21 protein-coding genes are annotated in these 16,408 nt (G+C 43.5%); 3 read left to right on the plus strand and 18 right to left on the minus strand.

What is annotated here, in order from left to right; genetic code table 11:
- The first annotated feature begins 168 nt into the window (after positions 1-168).
- Together ACI3E5_RS05245 and ACI3E5_RS05250 are read left to right on the plus strand one after the other, a co-directional pair.
- A complete protein-coding gene (locus ACI3E5_RS05245; protein ID WP_005228593.1) occupies positions 169-537 on the plus strand; it encodes a PaaI family thioesterase in 369 nt (122 codons plus the stop codon).
- 202 nt (positions 538-739) lie between these two features.
- The gene (locus tag ACI3E5_RS05250; RefSeq protein ID WP_060792815.1) at positions 740-1,939 is read left to right on the plus strand and encodes an AI-2E family transporter; all 1,200 of its coding nucleotides are present in this window, start codon (positions 740-742) and stop codon (positions 1,937-1,939) included.
- Between the two features lie 46 nt (positions 1,940-1,985).
- Here ACI3E5_RS05250 and ACI3E5_RS05255 read toward each other — a convergent pair whose 3' ends face one another.
- The 6 genes from ACI3E5_RS05255 to ACI3E5_RS05280 all read right to left on the minus strand — a co-directional run bounded on the left by ACI3E5_RS05255 (position 1,986) and on the right by ACI3E5_RS05280 (position 6,271).
- The gene (locus ACI3E5_RS05255; RefSeq protein ID WP_325815973.1) at positions 1,986-2,930 is read right to left on the minus strand and encodes an ROK family protein; all 945 of its coding nucleotides are present in this window, start codon (positions 2,928-2,930) and stop codon (positions 1,986-1,988) included.
- Entirely contained in the window at positions 2,927-3,565 is a 639-nt protein-coding gene (locus ACI3E5_RS05260; protein WP_005228587.1) for a GyrI-like domain-containing protein, read from the minus strand. The genes ACI3E5_RS05255 and ACI3E5_RS05260 overlap by 4 nt, the downstream gene beginning before the upstream one ends.
- 147 nt (positions 3,566-3,712) lie before the next feature.
- Entirely contained in the window at positions 3,713-5,065 is a 1,353-nt protein-coding gene (gene celB / locus ACI3E5_RS05265; RefSeq protein ID WP_498855853.1) for a PTS cellobiose transporter subunit IIC, read from the minus strand.
- The gene (locus tag ACI3E5_RS05270) at positions 5,037-5,576 is read right to left on the minus strand and encodes a hypothetical protein (protein ID WP_498820973.1); all 540 of its coding nucleotides are present in this window, start codon (positions 5,574-5,576) and stop codon (positions 5,037-5,039) included. The genes celB and ACI3E5_RS05270 overlap by 29 nt, the downstream gene beginning before the upstream one ends.
- On the minus strand, positions 5,566-5,922 hold the full coding sequence (locus ACI3E5_RS05275) for a PTS lactose/cellobiose transporter subunit IIA (RefSeq protein WP_142423710.1): 357 nt from the start codon (positions 5,920-5,922) through the stop codon (positions 5,566-5,568). Before ACI3E5_RS05275 ends, ACI3E5_RS05270 begins: the two co-directional genes overlap by 11 nt.
- Positions 5,923-5,935: 13 nt before the next feature.
- Positions 5,936-6,271: a PTS cellobiose transporter subunit IIB gene (locus ACI3E5_RS05280; RefSeq protein ID WP_498820975.1), complete on the minus strand. Its 336-nt coding sequence runs from the start codon at positions 6,269-6,271 to the stop codon at positions 5,936-5,938.
- 255 nt (positions 6,272-6,526) lie between these two features.
- On the opposite strand from ACI3E5_RS05280, the gene ACI3E5_RS05285 reads away from it, so the two are divergent.
- Positions 6,527-6,847 (plus strand): helix-turn-helix domain-containing protein, encoded by a 321-nt coding sequence (locus tag ACI3E5_RS05285; RefSeq protein ID WP_325815974.1) that lies wholly within the window; start codon positions 6,527-6,529, stop codon positions 6,845-6,847.
- 122 nt (positions 6,848-6,969) lie between these two features.
- On the opposite strand, the gene ACI3E5_RS05290 is transcribed toward ACI3E5_RS05285, so the two are convergent.
- From ACI3E5_RS05290 to ACI3E5_RS05345, 12 genes are all read right to left on the minus strand, one after another.
- Positions 6,970-7,650 carry an amino acid ABC transporter permease gene (locus ACI3E5_RS05290; protein ID WP_005228575.1) on the minus strand — a complete coding sequence of 227 codons (681 nt, stop codon included), beginning with the start codon at positions 7,648-7,650 and terminating at the stop codon, positions 6,970-6,972.
- Complete coding sequence (locus ACI3E5_RS05295; RefSeq protein ID WP_005228573.1) at positions 7,650-8,501, minus strand: transporter substrate-binding domain-containing protein; 852 nt, start codon at positions 8,499-8,501, stop codon at positions 7,650-7,652. The genes ACI3E5_RS05290 and ACI3E5_RS05295 overlap by 1 nt, the downstream gene beginning before the upstream one ends.
- A gap of 12 nt (positions 8,502-8,513) precedes the next feature.
- Positions 8,514-9,965, minus strand: a complete 1,452-nt coding sequence (locus ACI3E5_RS05300; RefSeq protein WP_395997458.1) for an amidase — start codon at positions 9,963-9,965, stop codon at positions 8,514-8,516.
- Positions 9,966-10,224: 259 nt separating this feature from the next.
- Complete coding sequence (locus ACI3E5_RS05305) at positions 10,225-11,067, minus strand: DUF368 domain-containing protein (protein ID WP_325815977.1); 843 nt, start codon at positions 11,065-11,067, stop codon at positions 10,225-10,227.
- Positions 11,068-11,189: 122 nt separating this feature from the next.
- Positions 11,190-11,699, minus strand: coding sequence for a GNAT family N-acetyltransferase (locus ACI3E5_RS05310; protein ID WP_498820979.1), 510 nt, complete (start codon positions 11,697-11,699; stop codon positions 11,190-11,192).
- Positions 11,700-11,812: 113 nt separating this feature from the next.
- Positions 11,813-12,439, minus strand: coding sequence for a glycosyltransferase family 32 protein (locus ACI3E5_RS05315; protein WP_010749841.1), 627 nt, complete (start codon positions 12,437-12,439; stop codon positions 11,813-11,815).
- Positions 12,440-12,615: 176 nt separating this feature from the next.
- Positions 12,616-13,719 (minus strand): alpha-hydroxy-acid oxidizing protein, encoded by a 1,104-nt coding sequence (locus tag ACI3E5_RS05320; protein ID WP_010749842.1) that lies wholly within the window; start codon positions 13,717-13,719, stop codon positions 12,616-12,618.
- A 151-nt stretch (positions 13,720-13,870) separates the two neighbouring features.
- Positions 13,871-14,287: an NUDIX hydrolase gene (locus ACI3E5_RS05325; RefSeq protein ID WP_086337969.1), complete on the minus strand. Its 417-nt coding sequence runs from the start codon at positions 14,285-14,287 to the stop codon at positions 13,871-13,873.
- Positions 14,288-14,391: 104 nt separating this feature from the next.
- On the minus strand, positions 14,392-14,709 hold the full coding sequence (locus ACI3E5_RS05330; RefSeq protein WP_005228559.1) for a DUF1292 domain-containing protein: 318 nt from the start codon (positions 14,707-14,709) through the stop codon (positions 14,392-14,394).
- A 22-nt stretch (positions 14,710-14,731) separates the two neighbouring features.
- Positions 14,732-15,163: a Holliday junction resolvase RuvX gene (ruvX, locus tag ACI3E5_RS05335; RefSeq protein WP_005234242.1), complete on the minus strand. Its 432-nt coding sequence runs from the start codon at positions 15,161-15,163 to the stop codon at positions 14,732-14,734.
- Positions 15,163-15,429, minus strand: coding sequence for an IreB family regulatory phosphoprotein (locus ACI3E5_RS05340; protein WP_005228556.1), 267 nt, complete (start codon positions 15,427-15,429; stop codon positions 15,163-15,165). Before ACI3E5_RS05340 ends, ruvX begins: the two co-directional genes overlap by 1 nt.
- A gap of 145 nt (positions 15,430-15,574) precedes the next feature.
- Positions 15,575-16,405 carry a TIGR03943 family putative permease subunit gene (locus ACI3E5_RS05345; RefSeq protein WP_087627877.1) on the minus strand — a complete coding sequence of 277 codons (831 nt, stop codon included), beginning with the start codon at positions 16,403-16,405 and terminating at the stop codon, positions 15,575-15,577.
- Positions 16,406-16,408: the final 3 nt, after the last annotated feature.

Below are 16,408 nucleotides of genomic sequence, written 5' to 3' on the forward strand. Positions count from 1 at the left end.
ACATAGCTCTATTATACACATATCTAGTCGCTTTTCGTTAGAAATTGCTTTGGTTAAGGGAATTTCTTAAGACTTCTCCCCCTGTTGCCGACTTTCTGAGATCTTCGGCTATTTCTACCAAAACACGTGCTATAATCATGGTAACTTTCTTAGAAAAAGGAGCAAAAAATGAATTTACTGGAAGCCTTAGAAATCGAAGTAGAAGCAGCAACAGCCGATTTTGTTCGTTTACGGATGCCGATCAAAGCGCAGCACAAACAGCCTTTTGGTCTCGTTCACGGTGGCATTAACGGTGTTTTGATCGAGACTGCCTGCAGCATCGGTGCCAATCAAGCCTTGGCTCAAGAAGAAGCCTTTGCCGCCGGCGTTGACCTGCAAGTCAATCATCTAGCCGCCGCCCAAGAAGGAACCCTGATCGTAGAAGCTAGTCCTGATCGCATCGGCGCTCGTATCCAAACTTGGCAAGCCACTATTTGGTTAGCTAGCGGGTTAAAAACTGCCGTTGGGCGCTGCACCTTAACGACTGTGCGCAAATAATCCTTTACGCTCCTGCATTGTGCTCACGGGAGCGTTTTTTGGTCTGTTTTGAAGAAAGAGGTCACCAGTCAACGCCTTATTAAAGATATTCTTTCATTATAAAGCTATTGAGAATGTTAGCGTGGTTTTTTCGAAAGGTACGTTGTTTTTTTACAGAATAGGGGTCTTTCGTTATAATGTAGCTAAGAAAGCGAGGCTTATTATGAAAAATAACCGATTGATCCACTTTTTAGGCGGCAAAACAAGCTATTATGTCTTAGGACTGATTATCTTGTCGGCAGTTGCTGTCTTTTTGCTAAATCAGATTTCTTTTTTATTTACACCCTTTTCAGCCATACTTACAGCTATTATCCCACCCTTTTTATTTGGGCTGATCCTTTACTATCTGTTTAACCCGGTGGTCGATAAATTGGAATCGAAAAAAATTCCCCGCAGTGTTTCGATTGCTGGGATCTATCTTTTGATTCTTTTGTTGATCGTCTTTGCTGGTTTCCAGCTTTACCCGATTTTGGAGCAGCAAACCACCGATCTGATCAACAGTTTACCGAGTTTGGTCAGTGACTTTGAGAAAAACGCGACCGCCTTTTTAGAAAATACCCCGTTTCAAGATGAGATGGCACAAATTACAGACACATTGCAAAATATCACCAACAACATCATGAGTTTTATTGGGGACTATTGGGAAACTGGTGCTGCTGGGCTCAGCAGTTTGTTTTCAACGATTTCGACCTTGTTCATTGCTTTGTTTACTGGACCGATCATTGCCTTTTTCTTATTGCGCAACCCCAACAAGTTTTATTTTTCGGTCCTCTCATTAGTGCCACCGCGTTTTCGCAAAGACTTTAATGAAATCGTCAAGATCTCTGACATACAAGTCGGTGCCTTTTTGAAAGGACAAATCATTTCTTCCTTGATTTTAGGGGCGATCTATTGGGTCGTTTTCCTATTGATTGGCTTAGAGTATGCCAGTATTCTGGCGATCGCCGCTGGTCTGCTTTGCATCATCCCCTATATTGGTCCTTTTATCGTCTTTTTCCCAGGACTTTTCATTGCCGCACAAGACTCCACCGGGATGTTGGTTAAATTTTTGATTGCTTGGTTTGCTGTACAGTTGCTTCATGGGGATTTAGTCGTGCCCCGTGTGATGGGTGACCGATTGAAAATTCATCCTATTACGATTCTGGTTGTTTTATTAGTGATGGGTGACTTGATGGGGATCGTTGGGGTGATTTTCGGGATCCCAATTTATTGTCTGCTAAAAGTTCTTGTCGTTTACGTGTTCCGCAAATTCAAGCAGCGCTATAACCGCTATTACGGTCAAGAGGGCAAATACTTCCACAGTGCCTTCACTAGCAAAGATTACCTAGGTGACGAAGACAAAGACACCAAGAAAAAAGCCTAAAAAAACTGTCGCGAATCGTTGGTTCGCGGCAGTTTTTTGGTCTATTTTATTTCAGCTCATGTTCCAAAAAGAAATGATAGAGCGCCCCTAATAAGTTTGCATCGTTTTGAAATTTGCACGCTTGGATCTCCGGCTTCGTCAAAGTCTGCTGCAAAATCGGTAAACTAGCCAGCAGTTGCTGATACTGACGGTCGATTTCTTCCACTACGATCGCTTGGGCACTGATGCCACCGCCAATCACGAAGCGCTCTAAGTCAATCACGGCTTGAACATTGAGTATGACACACGCGATTTCTCGGCAATACGCTGTAAACAGCGCCCAGACCTGTGGCTCTTTTTGATTGATAGCGTCAAAAACTGCTTCACCATCCGCAAGATCAGCTAAGCCTAGCAGTTGGGCGCTGCGGCGAATCATGGCGACCGCTGAACCGCTAAAACCTGCCAATTGCTGCAGGGTCAATCCCTGATTATTTGGTTGCTCAGCGTTTTCTGGAGCATCGCTTCTCTTAGTGGCATTTAGTAGAAAACTTAATTCCCCTGCTTGAAAATGTGCACCTTGGATCAGTTTTCCTTCAACGATCACACCACCACCCAAACCAGTACCTAAGGTTATGGCAGCCCCATTTTGAATCCCTTTAAGGTTTCCTAGCCACCATTCAGCTAATGCGGCTGCCTTGCCATCGTTGGTCACAGCCAGCGGCACTTGGTACTTTGCCAGCAGTTGTTTTAAAGAGACTCCATCTAAAAAAGGCAATGCCCCGCCAAACGAGATCGTCCCTGTCTCTGGGTTGACTTTTCCTGGAGTACTAACAGCAATGCCCCGAATGCTCCCCTGAGCGTCTTCAACGATCGTTTCAATCCCTGTCAGAAATTCCGTAAGATTTTTCGGCGTATCCATCCGTCCTCGCGTCAGAATATTCCCCGAGCGATCAATGGCAGCCGATTTGATTTTCGTGCCGCCGATGTCGATGCTTAAATAGTTTTTATTCACTGAATCCCACCCTCTGCTTCTACTGCCCATCGCAGGACGGTTTTGGCTTTATCTGGTGAAACTTTTCGCGGATCAGACAAATAGATTTCTCGATGCTGGAACGTGTCCATCGTTGGACGGATCACTAACTGCTCTTGTTTTAACAGCTCCTTCATTTTCGCAAATGTTTCCGCTTCAGTGTCAAAAGAACCTGTATGCATCGCTTGCAGACACAATCCTTCTTCATAGCGCTCAAAGATGAGCTTTTCTAGATTTGGATTGTCTTTCTTCTCTTTGACGGCCAAGAGCTGTTCTTGAAACAGTGTTTCCGTGACTGGTTCTGGTTGGCGAATCATGATTTTGTAGATCAATTCTTCTTTGTTGACGGCACCGTCTGGCTTTGTCAGAGAGGTCCACACACCTTCTAAAGGAAAGACCGTGTATTCAAAGGGTTCATTGCCAAAAGCCCCTTTTTTTAATCCCATCCTGAGTGAATAAGAAATCGTATATAAAGCGGCGATCTCTTCGCTGAATTCAGGTCGATTCGGATTGCCGCTGCCGCTCAAACTGATAAATTGATACGTTGGCACCTCGATCACTGTTGGTTTTTTGGGAAGATAGAGCTCTTTTTCTAGTTTGCGCCATTCATACTTCATAAGGACCCTCCTCGATTTGCTTTTCTTTATTTTACCATGAAAAAGAAGGACCATTGTAAAAACAGTTATCCCTTCAACTGCAAAGGGACAACTGTTTTTTTCTTATAGGGATAATGTAGCTACTTGCTGTTTTCCCAACTGCTCGTCTTATGCGGCTTCTTGTTCTTCTTTCAGCAATTTTGTGTCATAAAACTTCGCAAATGGAAAATAGATCAAGAAAGAAACAACTGCACAAACAATGGCAACGACGCCTGCACGCCAGTCTCCACCGGTGCCAATAAAGCCACCAAGTCCAACGGGTGTTGGGAAAGGAATATTGGCGATCATGGGACGAATCAATTCCATCCTTGTGGCAAAATACGCGATCGTGGCGGATGCCATCGGTGCTAACAAGAAAGGAATTGCTAAATAAGGATTATAGATGATCGGCACGCCAAAAATGATCGGTTCATTGATATTGAAAATCGACGGGACGATGGCAGCTCTCCCTAATACTTTCATCTGTTTCGATTTAGCAATGTAGATCATAAATAAGGTAAAACCAAGGGTTGCTCCCGAACCACCTAATGTCACGTACCCGTTGGTAAATTGGCCTGCTAATGGGAAACTCGCCCCTTCAACATTGGCAGCTAAATTAGCTAACATGATCGGGGTGATCAGTGGACTAATGATATTGAATCCATGAATCCCTACCAACCACAAGGCATGCGCGAGGAAATAAATCACCATGATTCCCAACCAGCTATCCGTAAGGTGGGTAACAAACCCGAACGGAATTGCTACTAGTTGAAAAATATCCGTCCCTAAAACAACTAAAACACCATTGATGGTCAGAACCACGACTGCCACCACAAAGGCTGGTATCAGTGCCGTAAAACTACGAGCCACACCTTCAGGCACTTCTTCCGGCATTTTGATGACCCAGTTGTTTTTTACACAGAGACGATACAACTGAACAGCAACGACCGCCATCACGATCCCAGTGAAAATACCAACAGTTCCTAAACGTGCGACCCCATCGGCACCAATCAACCAACCATTGATCAGCCCTTCTTCCACATCATTCATCCGTGTCATTTTTCCGCCGTCAAAAACAAGCTGAGGAATCGACATCAATGTAGCAAAAACACCTAACAACGCCCCATTGATCGGCGTCAGGTCGAGATTCTCCTCGACTTGAATGATCTTGGAATACTCATAGCCCAGAACGATACAAAAATATAATGCCAATAACCCCATGGTCGTACTATTTGCTAACATATACAAATCACTGAAATTCAAAAAAGTCGCTTCAAAAAAGTCAGCTAAAAACGGAAACGTGATCGGTAAAATGTTGAATACTAAAAACATTGAGCCTACGATCGTAAAAGGAATCGACGCCATCCCTGCCGCCATGATACTACGAACGATTTTGTATTGGGAAATCTTTCCCATCGGACCCATTACTGCTTTTTCCAAAAGTTGAAATAGTTTATTGTTCGATTCTGTCAAACCAATCACCCTTTCTTTCTATCTCTTCAAATTCGCGAATCCATTGCCAATGTCGGTCTTTATTGCGAAAAATTTTCTTCAGTTTTCTGATACCACTCCATGCAAAGACGCCACTTATCCAGAGAACTATGCGAACATACTCGATACTTTGCGAGGTTAAATAGGGGAAAATAACTTCTGTCACTCCAAAAAAAGTCAATAAAAAAAGAATGGCCATTTTCCCCATTTGAAGGCGTAAATACCAAGTTGTAAAAAAGAGTTGCTTGGGAACGATAATTGCGTGGTGTCCATATAAGCGGATAAACTCACTGATCGCTCCCATTGAAAAAAGCAACAGGCTCAGTGGAATCACACGCAGCCATTGCCCTGCCAAAGAAGCAGCCAACAGCCAATATAGGTTAAAAAAGAAAAAGAATGCGACTAAATACCGCAATAGCAACAGCCGTTGAAAATAGAGATTTTTCTTCGTCAGTTTTTGCGACGCATCTCTTTGAGCAACTTTTGCTTGCTTACTCGCCATCTGCACTCCTGCATTGGATCGCTTCTTCAAGGCTACTCATTTTTTGATAAATCCCTAGCATTTCTAGTGCTACTTCTCTGAGGGTCATGGTTGTCATCAAATGATCTTGTGCATGGATCAACAAGATATCGCAGGCAAATGAAGTCCCTGAAGCATATTCTTGCAGCATTTTTGACTGGATGCGGTGGGCTTTGACTAATGAATCATTGGCTGTGTCCAACAACTCTTGCGCTTCTTGACAACTGCTGATTCGCATCTGTTCAAAGGCTTGATGAATCATCGTGCGGGCATCACCGCTTGCTAAAATAAGTTCAAAGGATATTTCTTGAATTTTTTCACTATCCATAGCCTACCTCCTTTTATTTCGCACTTTTTTCTAATGCAACACTTTCTTTGACTAGCTGTGCTAATTTCTCGATCCCGATCGGTATCGGAATATATGCTTGCGGGGGAATATTCACGATTGGTTTGCCGTATTTATCGGCGCTTTTCTTTAAATTGGCAAAATGCATTTTCGTTTGCGGGCTAACTAAATACAAATCATACTTATCCTTAGCGATCGTAGCGATCCCCTCTGAAGCAGAGATGGCATCGATCCTCACTGACCAGCCTTCTGTGGTTAAAAAGCTTGTTCCTTTTTTAGCGATCAACGATGAAGACATGCCTGCTGCACAAATAATCAATACTTTTTTCATTTCACTTCCTCCTTTTATGAAACGCTTCCATTTTGGTGTATCTATTCCTTTCTTCTACCCTCCTTCATGCTATAAAAAATCCTTGAGAACGATTCACTACCTGCTGATTCTTACAAGTAGTAATCCTTCCACATATAAATAGTATTACATAACGAGTACTTTGTAAATGTAATAAAACTCTATTAGTGATATAAAACATTAATTTCTTTCTGCTTCTATCGTGTCATAGTAGAATAATTTTGTGGAGGGGATTTCATGTTTAAAGATCGTTTAAGACAGTTGCGGAAAGCGCGATCTGGTTTAACACAAGCAAAAATGGCAAAATATTTAGGAATCGCCAAAACAACCTATGCTTCATATGAGCAAGGCAATCGGATGCCCGATATTGAGATCCAAAAAGAACTTGCTGATTACTTCAATGTCAGTCTCGATTATTTGCATGGACGTCCGAATGATTTGGAAGCCCTCTCTATGAAACAGATTCGTGTGGCTTCAAGAATCAATGAGGACTTTACTGAATATCAACTATCTGAAATCATTACCTTTATCGAATTCATAAAAAACCGCCCAGAGTAAACGGTACTATTCTGCCTTTTTTCTCTGGCTAACTTGTGGTGCTGCTTCATTACCTAAAAAAAACTGCTGTCAATGTCTCACAAGTAAACATTGACAGCAGCTGAAGAGCCTCGGCTCTTTTTTTATTGTCTTACAGCCTCATTAGCGGCAAAGCGTTTTGAAAAATGTTGTTCTAATCGCTTTTGCCCGGCTTCAATCAAAATGCACAACAGCCAATAGATGATGGCAACTAGCACATACATGGACATGTAATCAAAGGTTCGTCCGCCAACGATCTTAGCTTTTTGAAAAATATCAGGAATCGTGATCATTGCTGCCAAGGAGGTTCCTTTCAACAAATCCATTGCCACATTACTCAATGCCGGTACAGAAATACGAAAGGCTTGCGGCAAAATAATCAGACGCATCGTTTTCGTAAAGGATAACCCTAACGCATAGGCAGCATCAAATTGCCCACGATCCACACCCGCAATTGATCCTCGGTAGATTTCTCCGATAAATGCGCTGCTGGTCAATGTAAAACAGATGATCGCAGCACTAAGCGCCGACAATTGATAAGGCAAGCCAAAATACAATAGGAACAACAAGACCAACGCTGGGACGCCTCTTAGAAAGGAGAGGTAGCCCCGCACGAACCCTCTAATGATGGGGTTTTCCAGCATCCCTAAGAAGGTGAGCATGATCCCTAATACGTTGCCTCCTAGAAACGAAACGACAGCAATGCCGACCGTATAGGACAAGCCCGACAGCAAATAGGGCAATGACTCCCACATCAACGGCAAATCAAGGGTTGGAATATACATTAGTCTGTTTCAACCGTTTGGATCGCTTGATCAGATTTTACTGAAATATCGGTTTGAAAATACGTTTCCGCAAGTTCTTTTAAACGGCCGTCTTCTTTCATTTCTGCTAAAACAGCATCCACTTTTTCCTGCAATGCTTGATGATCTTTCACAAATAAGAAGCCCGTTTCATTCGGATTAAAGTAGACATCTTCTAAAATTTTAACAGGGATATCTGGCAAAGCAGCAACCGCCATTTTTTGCAAATAGTAATCATTCAAGATCACATCCGTTCGACCATTCGCAACATCTGTCAAATACTGATCATTCGTTGCGTTGTCGTAAGTCACTAATTCTGCCCCATAGGATTCGGCTAAGCGCATGTAGCTGGTATTCGGTTCACCAGCAGCTTTTTTGCCATCCAAATCTTCTAAAGAAGCAATCCCAGAGTCATCACTTTTACGCACGATCATACTATCGAACGAGTATTTAATAGGCGTTGAGAGACTGAATTTTTCCGCCCGTTCATCTGTCAAACCAAAATCGTTGGCAGCAAAATCGGCTTCTCCACGTGTTAAAGAAGAAACTTGTCCATCGACATTGTACTCTTTAAATGTGATCTCTACGCCTAATCGTTTGGCGACTTCTTTTGCCACATCGACATCATAGCCCACTAATTCATTTTCATCGTTATAGTAAGACGATGGATACAAGGTTCCCGAAGTAGCAACAACCAATGTTTTGGCTTCTTCCACCTTGCTTAAACTGGTGTCTTCTTCCGTTGGTTTGCTGCAGGCACTTAACAAGACTCCCGCAAATAAACCGAAAAAGCCAACCATTGCAACGATTTTCCCTTTTCTAACTTGTTTCATAATATCCTCCTCTTAGTCTCCTTGTTTTGGCAACAGAAATCGTTGCTGTGTTTCAAATAAATAGCCGACTTGGAAAAGTAGATCTTCTCTGCCTTTAGACGCCATAAATTGGATCCCTAGCGGCAACCCTTCCTCACTAAGAGCAGTTGGCAAGCTGATGGCTGGCTGCCCCGTTAAATTGGCTAATTGAGTGTAAGGTGTCAGAGCATAGCTCTTGGCAAACATTTCTTCGATCAACTCACCCGCAGCACTTTTTCCAAGCGATTCGATCTCATGCAGTCTTTGGCGAATGCTATCGCTTTGTAAGTCTTCCTCGATCAAAGGGGCTGGAAAAGCCGTCGTCGGTGTTAAAAAGAGATCATAGGTCGAAAAGACTTCTTCCATTTTTTCTGCCAATTGATCCCACCACTGCAAGGCAAGGACGTAATCGGCGGCAGGCAGTTTTTTGCCATATTGGTAAAGTGCCCAGGTCATCAATTCCATCTCTTCCCGTCTGACCGGTACTTGACGAGCAGCATTGATCTCAGCAAACATTGCGGCTGTTTCGCCGCCATTCATGGCGTAATAGGTGATCATCATTTGCTGACCATCCACTGGATAGCTCACTTCAACGACTTCATGCCCCTGCTTTTCTAAAAATGCGGCTGCACTTCGGACTGCTTGGATGGCAGTTTCAGACACTCGGCCACCGGTCGGCGATGCGGTAGTAAAAGCAACCTTCAACCGCGGTTTTTGACTCGCTTGCCGATGATGCCATTCTACTTGCGGTGCCTGATAAGGGGCTGTCGGCTGTGACGTCCGCAACGCATAAAACAACTGTTCCGTATCACGCATGGAAAGCGTCAACGCAAAGTTGATGGAAGCGCCTTGCCAGCTGCGCCATTCACTAGGACCCACTGGCATCGTACCACGGGTTGGCTTCAAACCGATCAATCCGCTAAAGGATGCTGGAATGCGGATCGATCCGCCGCCATCACTGGCACCCGCAATCGGAAACATCCCCGAAGCCACTGCCGCTGCCGCACCACCACTGGAACCACCAGCTGAATAGGCAGGATTCCACGGATTACGTGTAGGCCCATACAATGTTGGATCAGTGATATTTTTGAATCCAAATTCTGGTGCATTGGTTTGCCCTAACGGCACAAAGCCTGCCTCTTCTAAACGAGAGACAAAATGAGCCGTGCGGCTGGCTCGTGCATTTGCAAACAGTTTGGCTCCTGACGTTGCTGGCCACCCTGCTTTGGTTTGGCCGAGTATTTTTAACGGCATGGGTTGTCCCCCAAAAACCGTTTTTTGAAGATGCTGCTCGTAATGCTGGATTGCTGCTTGCGGATCAAATGTTACAAGCGCATTCAAAAGCGGATTTTGTTGATTGACTTTTTCTTCGATCATCGCCACCCGCTCTGCAAAACTGATTTGTCCTTGCCGCAATTGTTCCGCCCAATAGGTCGCATCTTGCATGCTTGCCCCTCCTTTTTCTCAAAACCTCAAACAATTATCTATGCTGTAACACATGAAAAAATCTTCTTTATATAGACTACAATATACCAAACACTTGGAAATCTTTCAACAAAAATAGAACAGTTTTTAAACCTGTATTATATCGTTATCAAACGTTCCCATATTTTTTACTACCAGCTGTCGACCAACGCTTCTTCTTAGCTGTCCTCATCATTACCTAACAAAAACGGCACATCGCCAAACGATGTGCCGTTTTGATTTACTTGTATTTTTCTTCCAGCTTGCTCATCCAAAGACCTAACCAAGCCCCCAAGACAAACAAGATAATTCCGATGACGGCTGTTACCCAAGTAAAGCCGCTATAGTTTGCCACCGGAGGAATCACGATCAATATCGTTGAGGCAATAACGATCCCTAAAATGAAGTGATAGACTTTTGAATGATAATGGCTCAATAGCCACTCCATCAATTTCGAAAACAGCAGCATCACTGCCAAGCCGCCAATGGCGATCGGTAGAAAGACCCCCATGATGTCAAAGCTCTTAAAGCCTTTCAACATCGGATCATAAAGGCCCAAAACGAGCAAAAGGTTTGAAGGACTCAAGCCGGGAACCAAAACACCTAACGCGATCAGACCGCCGGCGATCACAAAACCAATGAAATTCGCAGGGATCGTTCCTAAGATATCGCCCATAAAATAGAGGAACAAGAAGCCGATGACCATACTGCCTAAGAACCAAAGCAGGTCGCCGGTTGTCCGTTTGCTTTTCAAGGTCGATTCTTTAGCAAGTGCTGGTAACGTCCCAATAATTGCCCCCGCAAAGCCCCACAAAACGATGATTTGATAGTTTTGCAGCAGCCACTCTAATGGCTTTGATAAAAGCCCGATCCCTACGATTCCCCCGATCCCTACTGGTAGGAAAAAGAGGAAATTCTCTTTAAAATTCTTCGTCAGATGTGCCATAAAGCGCAGCATCCGCTCATAAATGCCTAAGATGGCTGCCAATACGCCACCTGAAACACCAGGCAAGATAAAGCCCAAGGCAATCACCACGCCTTTAAGAAAACGTGACAAAATACTTTCGTTTCTCTGTTTTTCCATTTACAATTGCTCTCCTTAGCGATGGTTTTCACCAATCGTTCTTTTTTCATCAATCCCTTTAACTATACTTGATTGCCAAAAAAATGGAAAGTAATTTCTAATTCCTCATACAAAGGCAGATTTCAAAGTTCTTTCAGCATCAAGAAATCCGTCTGCTCATCATCCCCCATAAAAAAGGAGTGACTGCCAACTCTTTCAAAGCCCATCGTATGATAAAAAGCCAACGCATTGTCGTTAAATTCCCAAACGCCTAACCAGATCGACTTTTTCTGCAGCTCTTTGGCGGTCTCTTGAGCAAACAGCAGCAGTGTTTTGCCATAGCCTCTGCGCTTATGTTCTTTTTTGATATAGATTCGTTCAATTTCCAACCCCTCTGGGGCAATCACTTCCGTTTGCGCCTCACCCCAGTTAAGTTTGATATATCCTACGGTTTGATCATTTTCTTGTAAAAAATAAAACGCCGATTGCGGATTTTCTAACTCTCGGGTCAGTTTCGGCAGATTGTAGGCTTCTTCTAGATAGATACGAGTATTTTCCTCCGTATTGAAAGGAGCAAATGTATCGTAATAGGTGGATACGCTGATTTCTCCCAATTCTTCTAAATCTGCCAAAGTACATCGTTTGATAGCCATCAAAACGCCTCCTCATTTTTTCAAGCTATTCTATCACATCTCCATCATCCCTTGCAAAAGCAAAAAGGACGGACAGCTTTCCCCACTGTCCGTCCTTTCATAGACTTACTCTTTTATAACCAAGAGCCAGAAAACTGATGGATCACCATCGTACTCGGATCTTCCTCGACCTCACCAGTGATATAGCTTTTTGGTGAAAACGTCATTTGCGGGAAGATTTCTACACCCTTAACGGTTTGTCGTTGATTATTCAATTCTAATCCGTGGTTTTGCAACAGTTCCGTCACTCGGATCACATTGGTGACGACATCTTCCGTTTTTTCTGCCCGGACAAATTTTCGGTCATCGTAATCGTGGTACCACTCTTCCATAAAGGGATGATGCGGCACTGCTCCAATGATCCCCGTAGAAATCTTGGTTTCGATCTCAAAGCCCATAAATGCCTCCAGTGTCAAGAGCTCATCTAAAGGTTTGACCACCTCGATATCAGTATCCATATAAATACCGCCTTCTGTCACTAACGCATACAAACGAACCACATCTGACACAAAGGCCCATTCTTCTTGGTCATAGGCCTCTTTTAGATAAGGACCGAATTTTGAAAGGTCGATCGTTGATTCATCCCAACGTTTGATCTCATAATCCGGACAATATTTTTTCCAGGTATCCATGTATTTCTTTTCTTGTTCACCTAATGGATTGCCGCCAAACCAGCAATAATGAATAATTTTTGGAATCATCAATCTCTCTCCTTTAGTTTATTGGTCTCTTTTAAGTGTAGCTGATTTTGCAATTGTTTCAAAATCATATACACTTTTTTCAGCGAAAGCAGTTGCTCCTGCTCCTGGCATGATCAGAAAAATCCATTAAAAAAAGCACCAGAATCAGCGATTCTAGCGCCTTTTTGAGGGATTACTTATAAATAGCGATTGTCCCGTAAAACGGCTTTTTTAATATCTGCCACCGTTTGCGTCCCCGCAAGCTGCATGACCATCTCCAATTCTTTTTTGAAGAAATCAAAGACTTGTTGAACACCGGTAGCACCACCTAGAGCCAACCCATAGATCACTGGGCGGCCGATCGCCACTAGATCTGCTCCGCAAGCAATCGCTTTAAAGACATGCTGTCCACGCCGTACCCCGCTATCAAAGACGATCGGCGCCCGACCTGCCACTGCTTCAGCCACGATCTGCAAGGAATCAAAGGAAGCTGGACCACCATCCAATTGGCGTCCCCCGTGATTTGAGACCCAAATCCCTTGTGCACCTGCCCCTAAAGCTCGTTCCACATCTTCTTCTGATTGCACCCCTTTGACATAAACTGGCAAGTCAGATTCTTTGGCGATAAAAGCGACATCCTGGGGACTTAATTTTTGTTTTGAGGAGCCGTAAACCGCATCCATCGTTTGTCCGATCCCTGATTGATAGGCCTGAACGATCGGCATTGCCAACGGAAAGGTGAAGCCATTGCGGCGATCCGTTTCTCGATTGCCCCCAACAGTTGCATCTGCGGTCAAAACGATCGCTTTGGCGCCATTGCGTTTTGCCATCGCCAAGATGTCTTTATTGATGCCATCGTCTTTACTCATATAAAATTGGAACCACTGCGGCGCTTCTTGGCCACCAGCTGCTCGGATTTCTTCCAACGTGCAAGAGGCATACGAACTCGCCGTATAGATCGTGCCAAAACGTGAAACACCTTTGGCTGACGCTTGTTCTGCCGCAACATTTGCTAAGCCGTGGGCGGCAACAGGCGCCATAATGATTGGCGCTGACAACGTATCGCCGCCAAAGGACAACGTTGTGTCCGGTAATTCAATGTCCTTTAAGACATGAGGAATAATCAATTTGTGATTGAAGGCGCGTTCATTTTCTTGATAGGTAAAAATATCTCCCGCACCACTGCTGATATAGCCATACCCACCTTTAGGAATCACTTCCTCTGCCGCGATCTCCAAATCGCGCATATTGATAAAATCGATTGCTCCTTCTGCGGTACTTGCTTGATAAATTTTTTCCATGCCTTTCCCTACTCTCCAATAAGATAACGTTTACATTTTCATCCTACCCCTGATTGCAGGATCACGCAACTCATTCGCTCACTCCTACTCAACACGCTGCTTTTACTTTTCCACTCAAGACAGCCATCCATTTGAGTGGGCTGAATTATTTTTATGTTCGTGAGAAATATTCTGCCAACAACAACGGCTGAATCGTTGGATATGTCCAGTTGGCAGGCGGCTCTGCCATTACATAGATTGCTTCGATTTCTGAGGTCAATTCATCCTGCAAGTCCGTGATCTGGGCTTCAAACACCAAGCCGTAATCGGTCTCCCCGTTTTTTTCTACACCATAGATAAATAACGGTTCTAGGGTAAAGTGCTTGGCGCCTGTTTCTTCTTTTAATTCTCGGGCAGCACACTCTGTGATGCTTTCTCCTAGTTCTCGCTTGCCTCCAGGGATCTCCAATGTGTCTCGTTCTTTGTGTTTGACATAGACGAACTTTTCTTGGTACTTGCTGATGATCACGGCAAAAACTAGCTGCTCTTCTGCGATCTTTTCAAGCTCGAATATCGTTACGTTACTCATTTTTCTCATTCCTTTCAAAAAAGCAGACATGCTTCTAAAATAAACAGTCGTTAAATCAAAAAAAGTGCTGATCCCTTATGGAAAGGGTCAGCACTTGCAACTTATTACTCTTCTTCTTCCGCCATGAATGTGTTGAAGACTTCTTCAATCATATCCCATTCTGCTTCTGTTTCGATCTGTTCTAATTCACCTTCAGAACCGTCTTCGTTTTCAATATAAGCGTACGCCTGTAATTCAACGTCTTCTTCTTCTGGTACGCCTGCTGGATAAAGCAAGACGTAGTTGCGGCCGAATTCTTCCGTGCCGTCAACCGTTAATAGAATTTCGTATAAGGTTTCATTTCCTTGATCATCGATTAAAGTAATGTGTTCATGTCCTTCATGATCGTGATCGTGGTTATGATCGTGTGTATGTTCTGACATTTATTTTCCTCTTTTCTGTAAATTAAAACAGCTGTTTCCCAGCACCATCTAAATAATTCTGCAAAATCATGACTGCTGCTAATTTATCAATCACTTTTTTTCGTTTGGCACGCGATGTATTCGCCTGTTCTACCAGCATTCGTTCTGCTTGAACGGTCGTCAGACGTTCGTCTTGGTAAACGACCGGCAAACCGAATTGCTGTTCGATCGCTGCGCCGTAAGCCATAGAAGCTTCCGCTCTAGGTCCGATCGTATTATTCATATTTTTAGGTAGTCCTACCACAAAACGTGAGACTTCATATTCTTTCACCAATTCAGCAAGTCGATCATAACCGAAATTGCCTTCATCTTCATTGATGCGAATGATCTCGATCCCTTGTGCTGTCCAGCCCATTGGGTCACTGACCGCCACGCCGACTGTCCGCGAACCAACATCCAATCCCATGATTCTCATTATAGGTTGATCCCGTGATTGCCTAAATAATAACGGATCAGAACTTCCATGATCTCATCCCGTTCGTGACGACGAATCAAATTCCGGGCATCCCGATAACGAGGAATGTAAGCCGGGTCGCCAGAAAGGAGATAACCGACGATTTGATTGATCGGATTGTATCCTTTTTCCTCTAATGCTCGGTAGACGATAGCTAATGTTTCGCTGACTTCTTTTTTACGGCTATCATCAAAATCAAAGCGAACTGTTTCATCTGTAAAACCCATTTCACGACACCTCTCTTTTGTATAGATTTTAGCATATGTTCCTACTATATTGTACTAAACGTTTGATAAAACTACAAACATATGCTCAGATTTTCTCCATTATAACAAAGGTTTATGATGTTTTTATGAACTTTCTTAAAAAAAGCTAGAAAGCGCGATAGACATACTGGTTTTCTGGTGCTTCAATCGTCTTCTCTTGGTCTGCTACCACCATCGGCAAGTCCCGTTTGAAGGGTTGATAGTACTTCGATTGGATCGTCCCTTCCACGTGGAGCCACTGGTTATTTTCTGCCGTTGTTTGTTGCGGTAATTCCACTCGCAAACCAAAAACGCCTGAATCAGCCACACAATGGATAATGCCAAAACGAAACAAAAAGATTTCATTGGCATCATCTTGATCTGCATGGTACACAAATCCATCATAGGTGATTTTCTTGCCAATAAATTCGCTCGGGTACGTATAGATCAACTCCATGACTTCCAAGTAATTTTCTTCCGTTACCGCAATCGTCTCATCTTTGGCGTAACGTGCCAATGCTGCATCCATCTGAGTGTCATAATCTTCTTTGTTAAAATAAAGACTTGTATCGGGTTTCAGATATTGGGTCGTCATTTCTGGATCCCCCACAGATTCTTCACTTAGGGGGAAATTAAACCCTTTTGCTTCAACGATCGTCGTATCCAAGCTAACGGTGGGGAAAAAGAGACCCACGATGATCGGTAAGGCTAATAGAAAATACGCAATCACTCGTTGGTGTTTTTTCTCTAATCCATGCTGGTGCTCATCGTCATGATGATGCTCGGGCTCTTGTTTGACCCAAAAATACAGCTGGACCAAAGCCAATAATAAAGAAATGATCATGGATAAAATAGCGAGATAGCGATAATGAATGTTGATAAACTGATTAAGTTTGCCCGTCACTTGCAAATACATCATCAATTCAAAATAGCCTGATAAGATCAAAAAACGAATCATTCT

The sequence above is a fragment of the Candidatus Enterococcus avicola genome (genome assembly GCF_047470845.1).
Lineage (GTDB): Bacteria > Bacillota > Bacilli > Lactobacillales > Enterococcaceae > Enterococcus_D > Enterococcus_D casseliflavus.

Bases quoted from the DNA above. Each gene is read 5' to 3' on its own strand.
- ACI3E5_RS05285 (WP_325815974.1), top strand. From the start codon at position 6,527: ATGTTTAAAGATCGTTTAAGACAGTTGCGGAAAGCGCGATCTGGTTTA.
- ACI3E5_RS05310 (WP_498820979.1), bottom strand. From the start codon at position 11,699: ATGGCTATCAAACGATGTACTTTGGCAGATTTAGAAGAATTGGGAGAA.
- ACI3E5_RS05300 (WP_395997458.1), bottom strand. From the start codon at position 9,965: ATGCAAGATGCGACCTATTGGGCGGAACAATTGCGGCAAGGACAAATC.
- ACI3E5_RS05275 (WP_142423710.1), bottom strand. From the start codon at position 5,922: ATGGATAGTGAAAAAATTCAAGAAATATCCTTTGAACTTATTTTAGCA.
- ACI3E5_RS05325 (WP_086337969.1), bottom strand. From the start codon at position 14,287: ATGAGTAACGTAACGATATTCGAGCTTGAAAAGATCGCAGAAGAGCAG.
- ACI3E5_RS05320 (WP_010749842.1), bottom strand. From the start codon at position 13,719: ATGGAAAAAATTTATCAAGCAAGTACCGCAGAAGGAGCAATCGATTTT.
- ACI3E5_RS05290 (WP_005228575.1), bottom strand. From the start codon at position 7,650: ATGTATATTCCAACCCTTGATTTGCCGTTGATGTGGGAGTCATTGCCC.
- ruvX (WP_005234242.1), bottom strand. From the start codon at position 15,163: ATGAGAATCATGGGATTGGATGTTGGTTCGCGGACAGTCGGCGTGGCG.
- ACI3E5_RS05295 (WP_005228573.1), bottom strand. From the start codon at position 8,501: ATGAAACAAGTTAGAAAAGGGAAAATCGTTGCAATGGTTGGCTTTTTC.
- ACI3E5_RS05315 (WP_010749841.1), bottom strand. From the start codon at position 12,439: ATGATTCCAAAAATTATTCATTATTGCTGGTTTGGCGGCAATCCATTA.
- ACI3E5_RS05305 (WP_325815977.1), bottom strand. From the start codon at position 11,067: ATGGAAAAACAGAGAAACGAAAGTATTTTGTCACGTTTTCTTAAAGGC.
- ACI3E5_RS05280 (WP_498820975.1), bottom strand. From the start codon at position 6,271: ATGAAAAAAGTATTGATTATTTGTGCAGCAGGCATGTCTTCATCGTTG.
- ACI3E5_RS05340 (WP_005228556.1), bottom strand. From the start codon at position 15,429: ATGGGTTTTACAGATGAAACAGTTCGCTTTGATTTTGATGATAGCCGT.
- ACI3E5_RS05270 (WP_498820973.1), bottom strand. From the start codon at position 5,576: ATGGCGAGTAAGCAAGCAAAAGTTGCTCAAAGAGATGCGTCGCAAAAA.
- ACI3E5_RS05245 (WP_005228593.1), top strand. From the start codon at position 169: ATGAATTTACTGGAAGCCTTAGAAATCGAAGTAGAAGCAGCAACAGCC.
- ACI3E5_RS05260 (WP_005228587.1), bottom strand. From the start codon at position 3,565: ATGAAGTATGAATGGCGCAAACTAGAAAAAGAGCTCTATCTTCCCAAA.
- ACI3E5_RS05330 (WP_005228559.1), bottom strand. From the start codon at position 14,709: ATGTCAGAACATACACACGATCATAACCACGATCACGATCATGAAGGA.
- ACI3E5_RS05345 (WP_087627877.1), bottom strand. From the start codon at position 16,405: ATGATTCGTTTTTTGATCTTATCAGGCTATTTTGAATTGATGATGTAT.
- ACI3E5_RS05250 (WP_060792815.1), top strand. From the start codon at position 740: ATGAAAAATAACCGATTGATCCACTTTTTAGGCGGCAAAACAAGCTAT.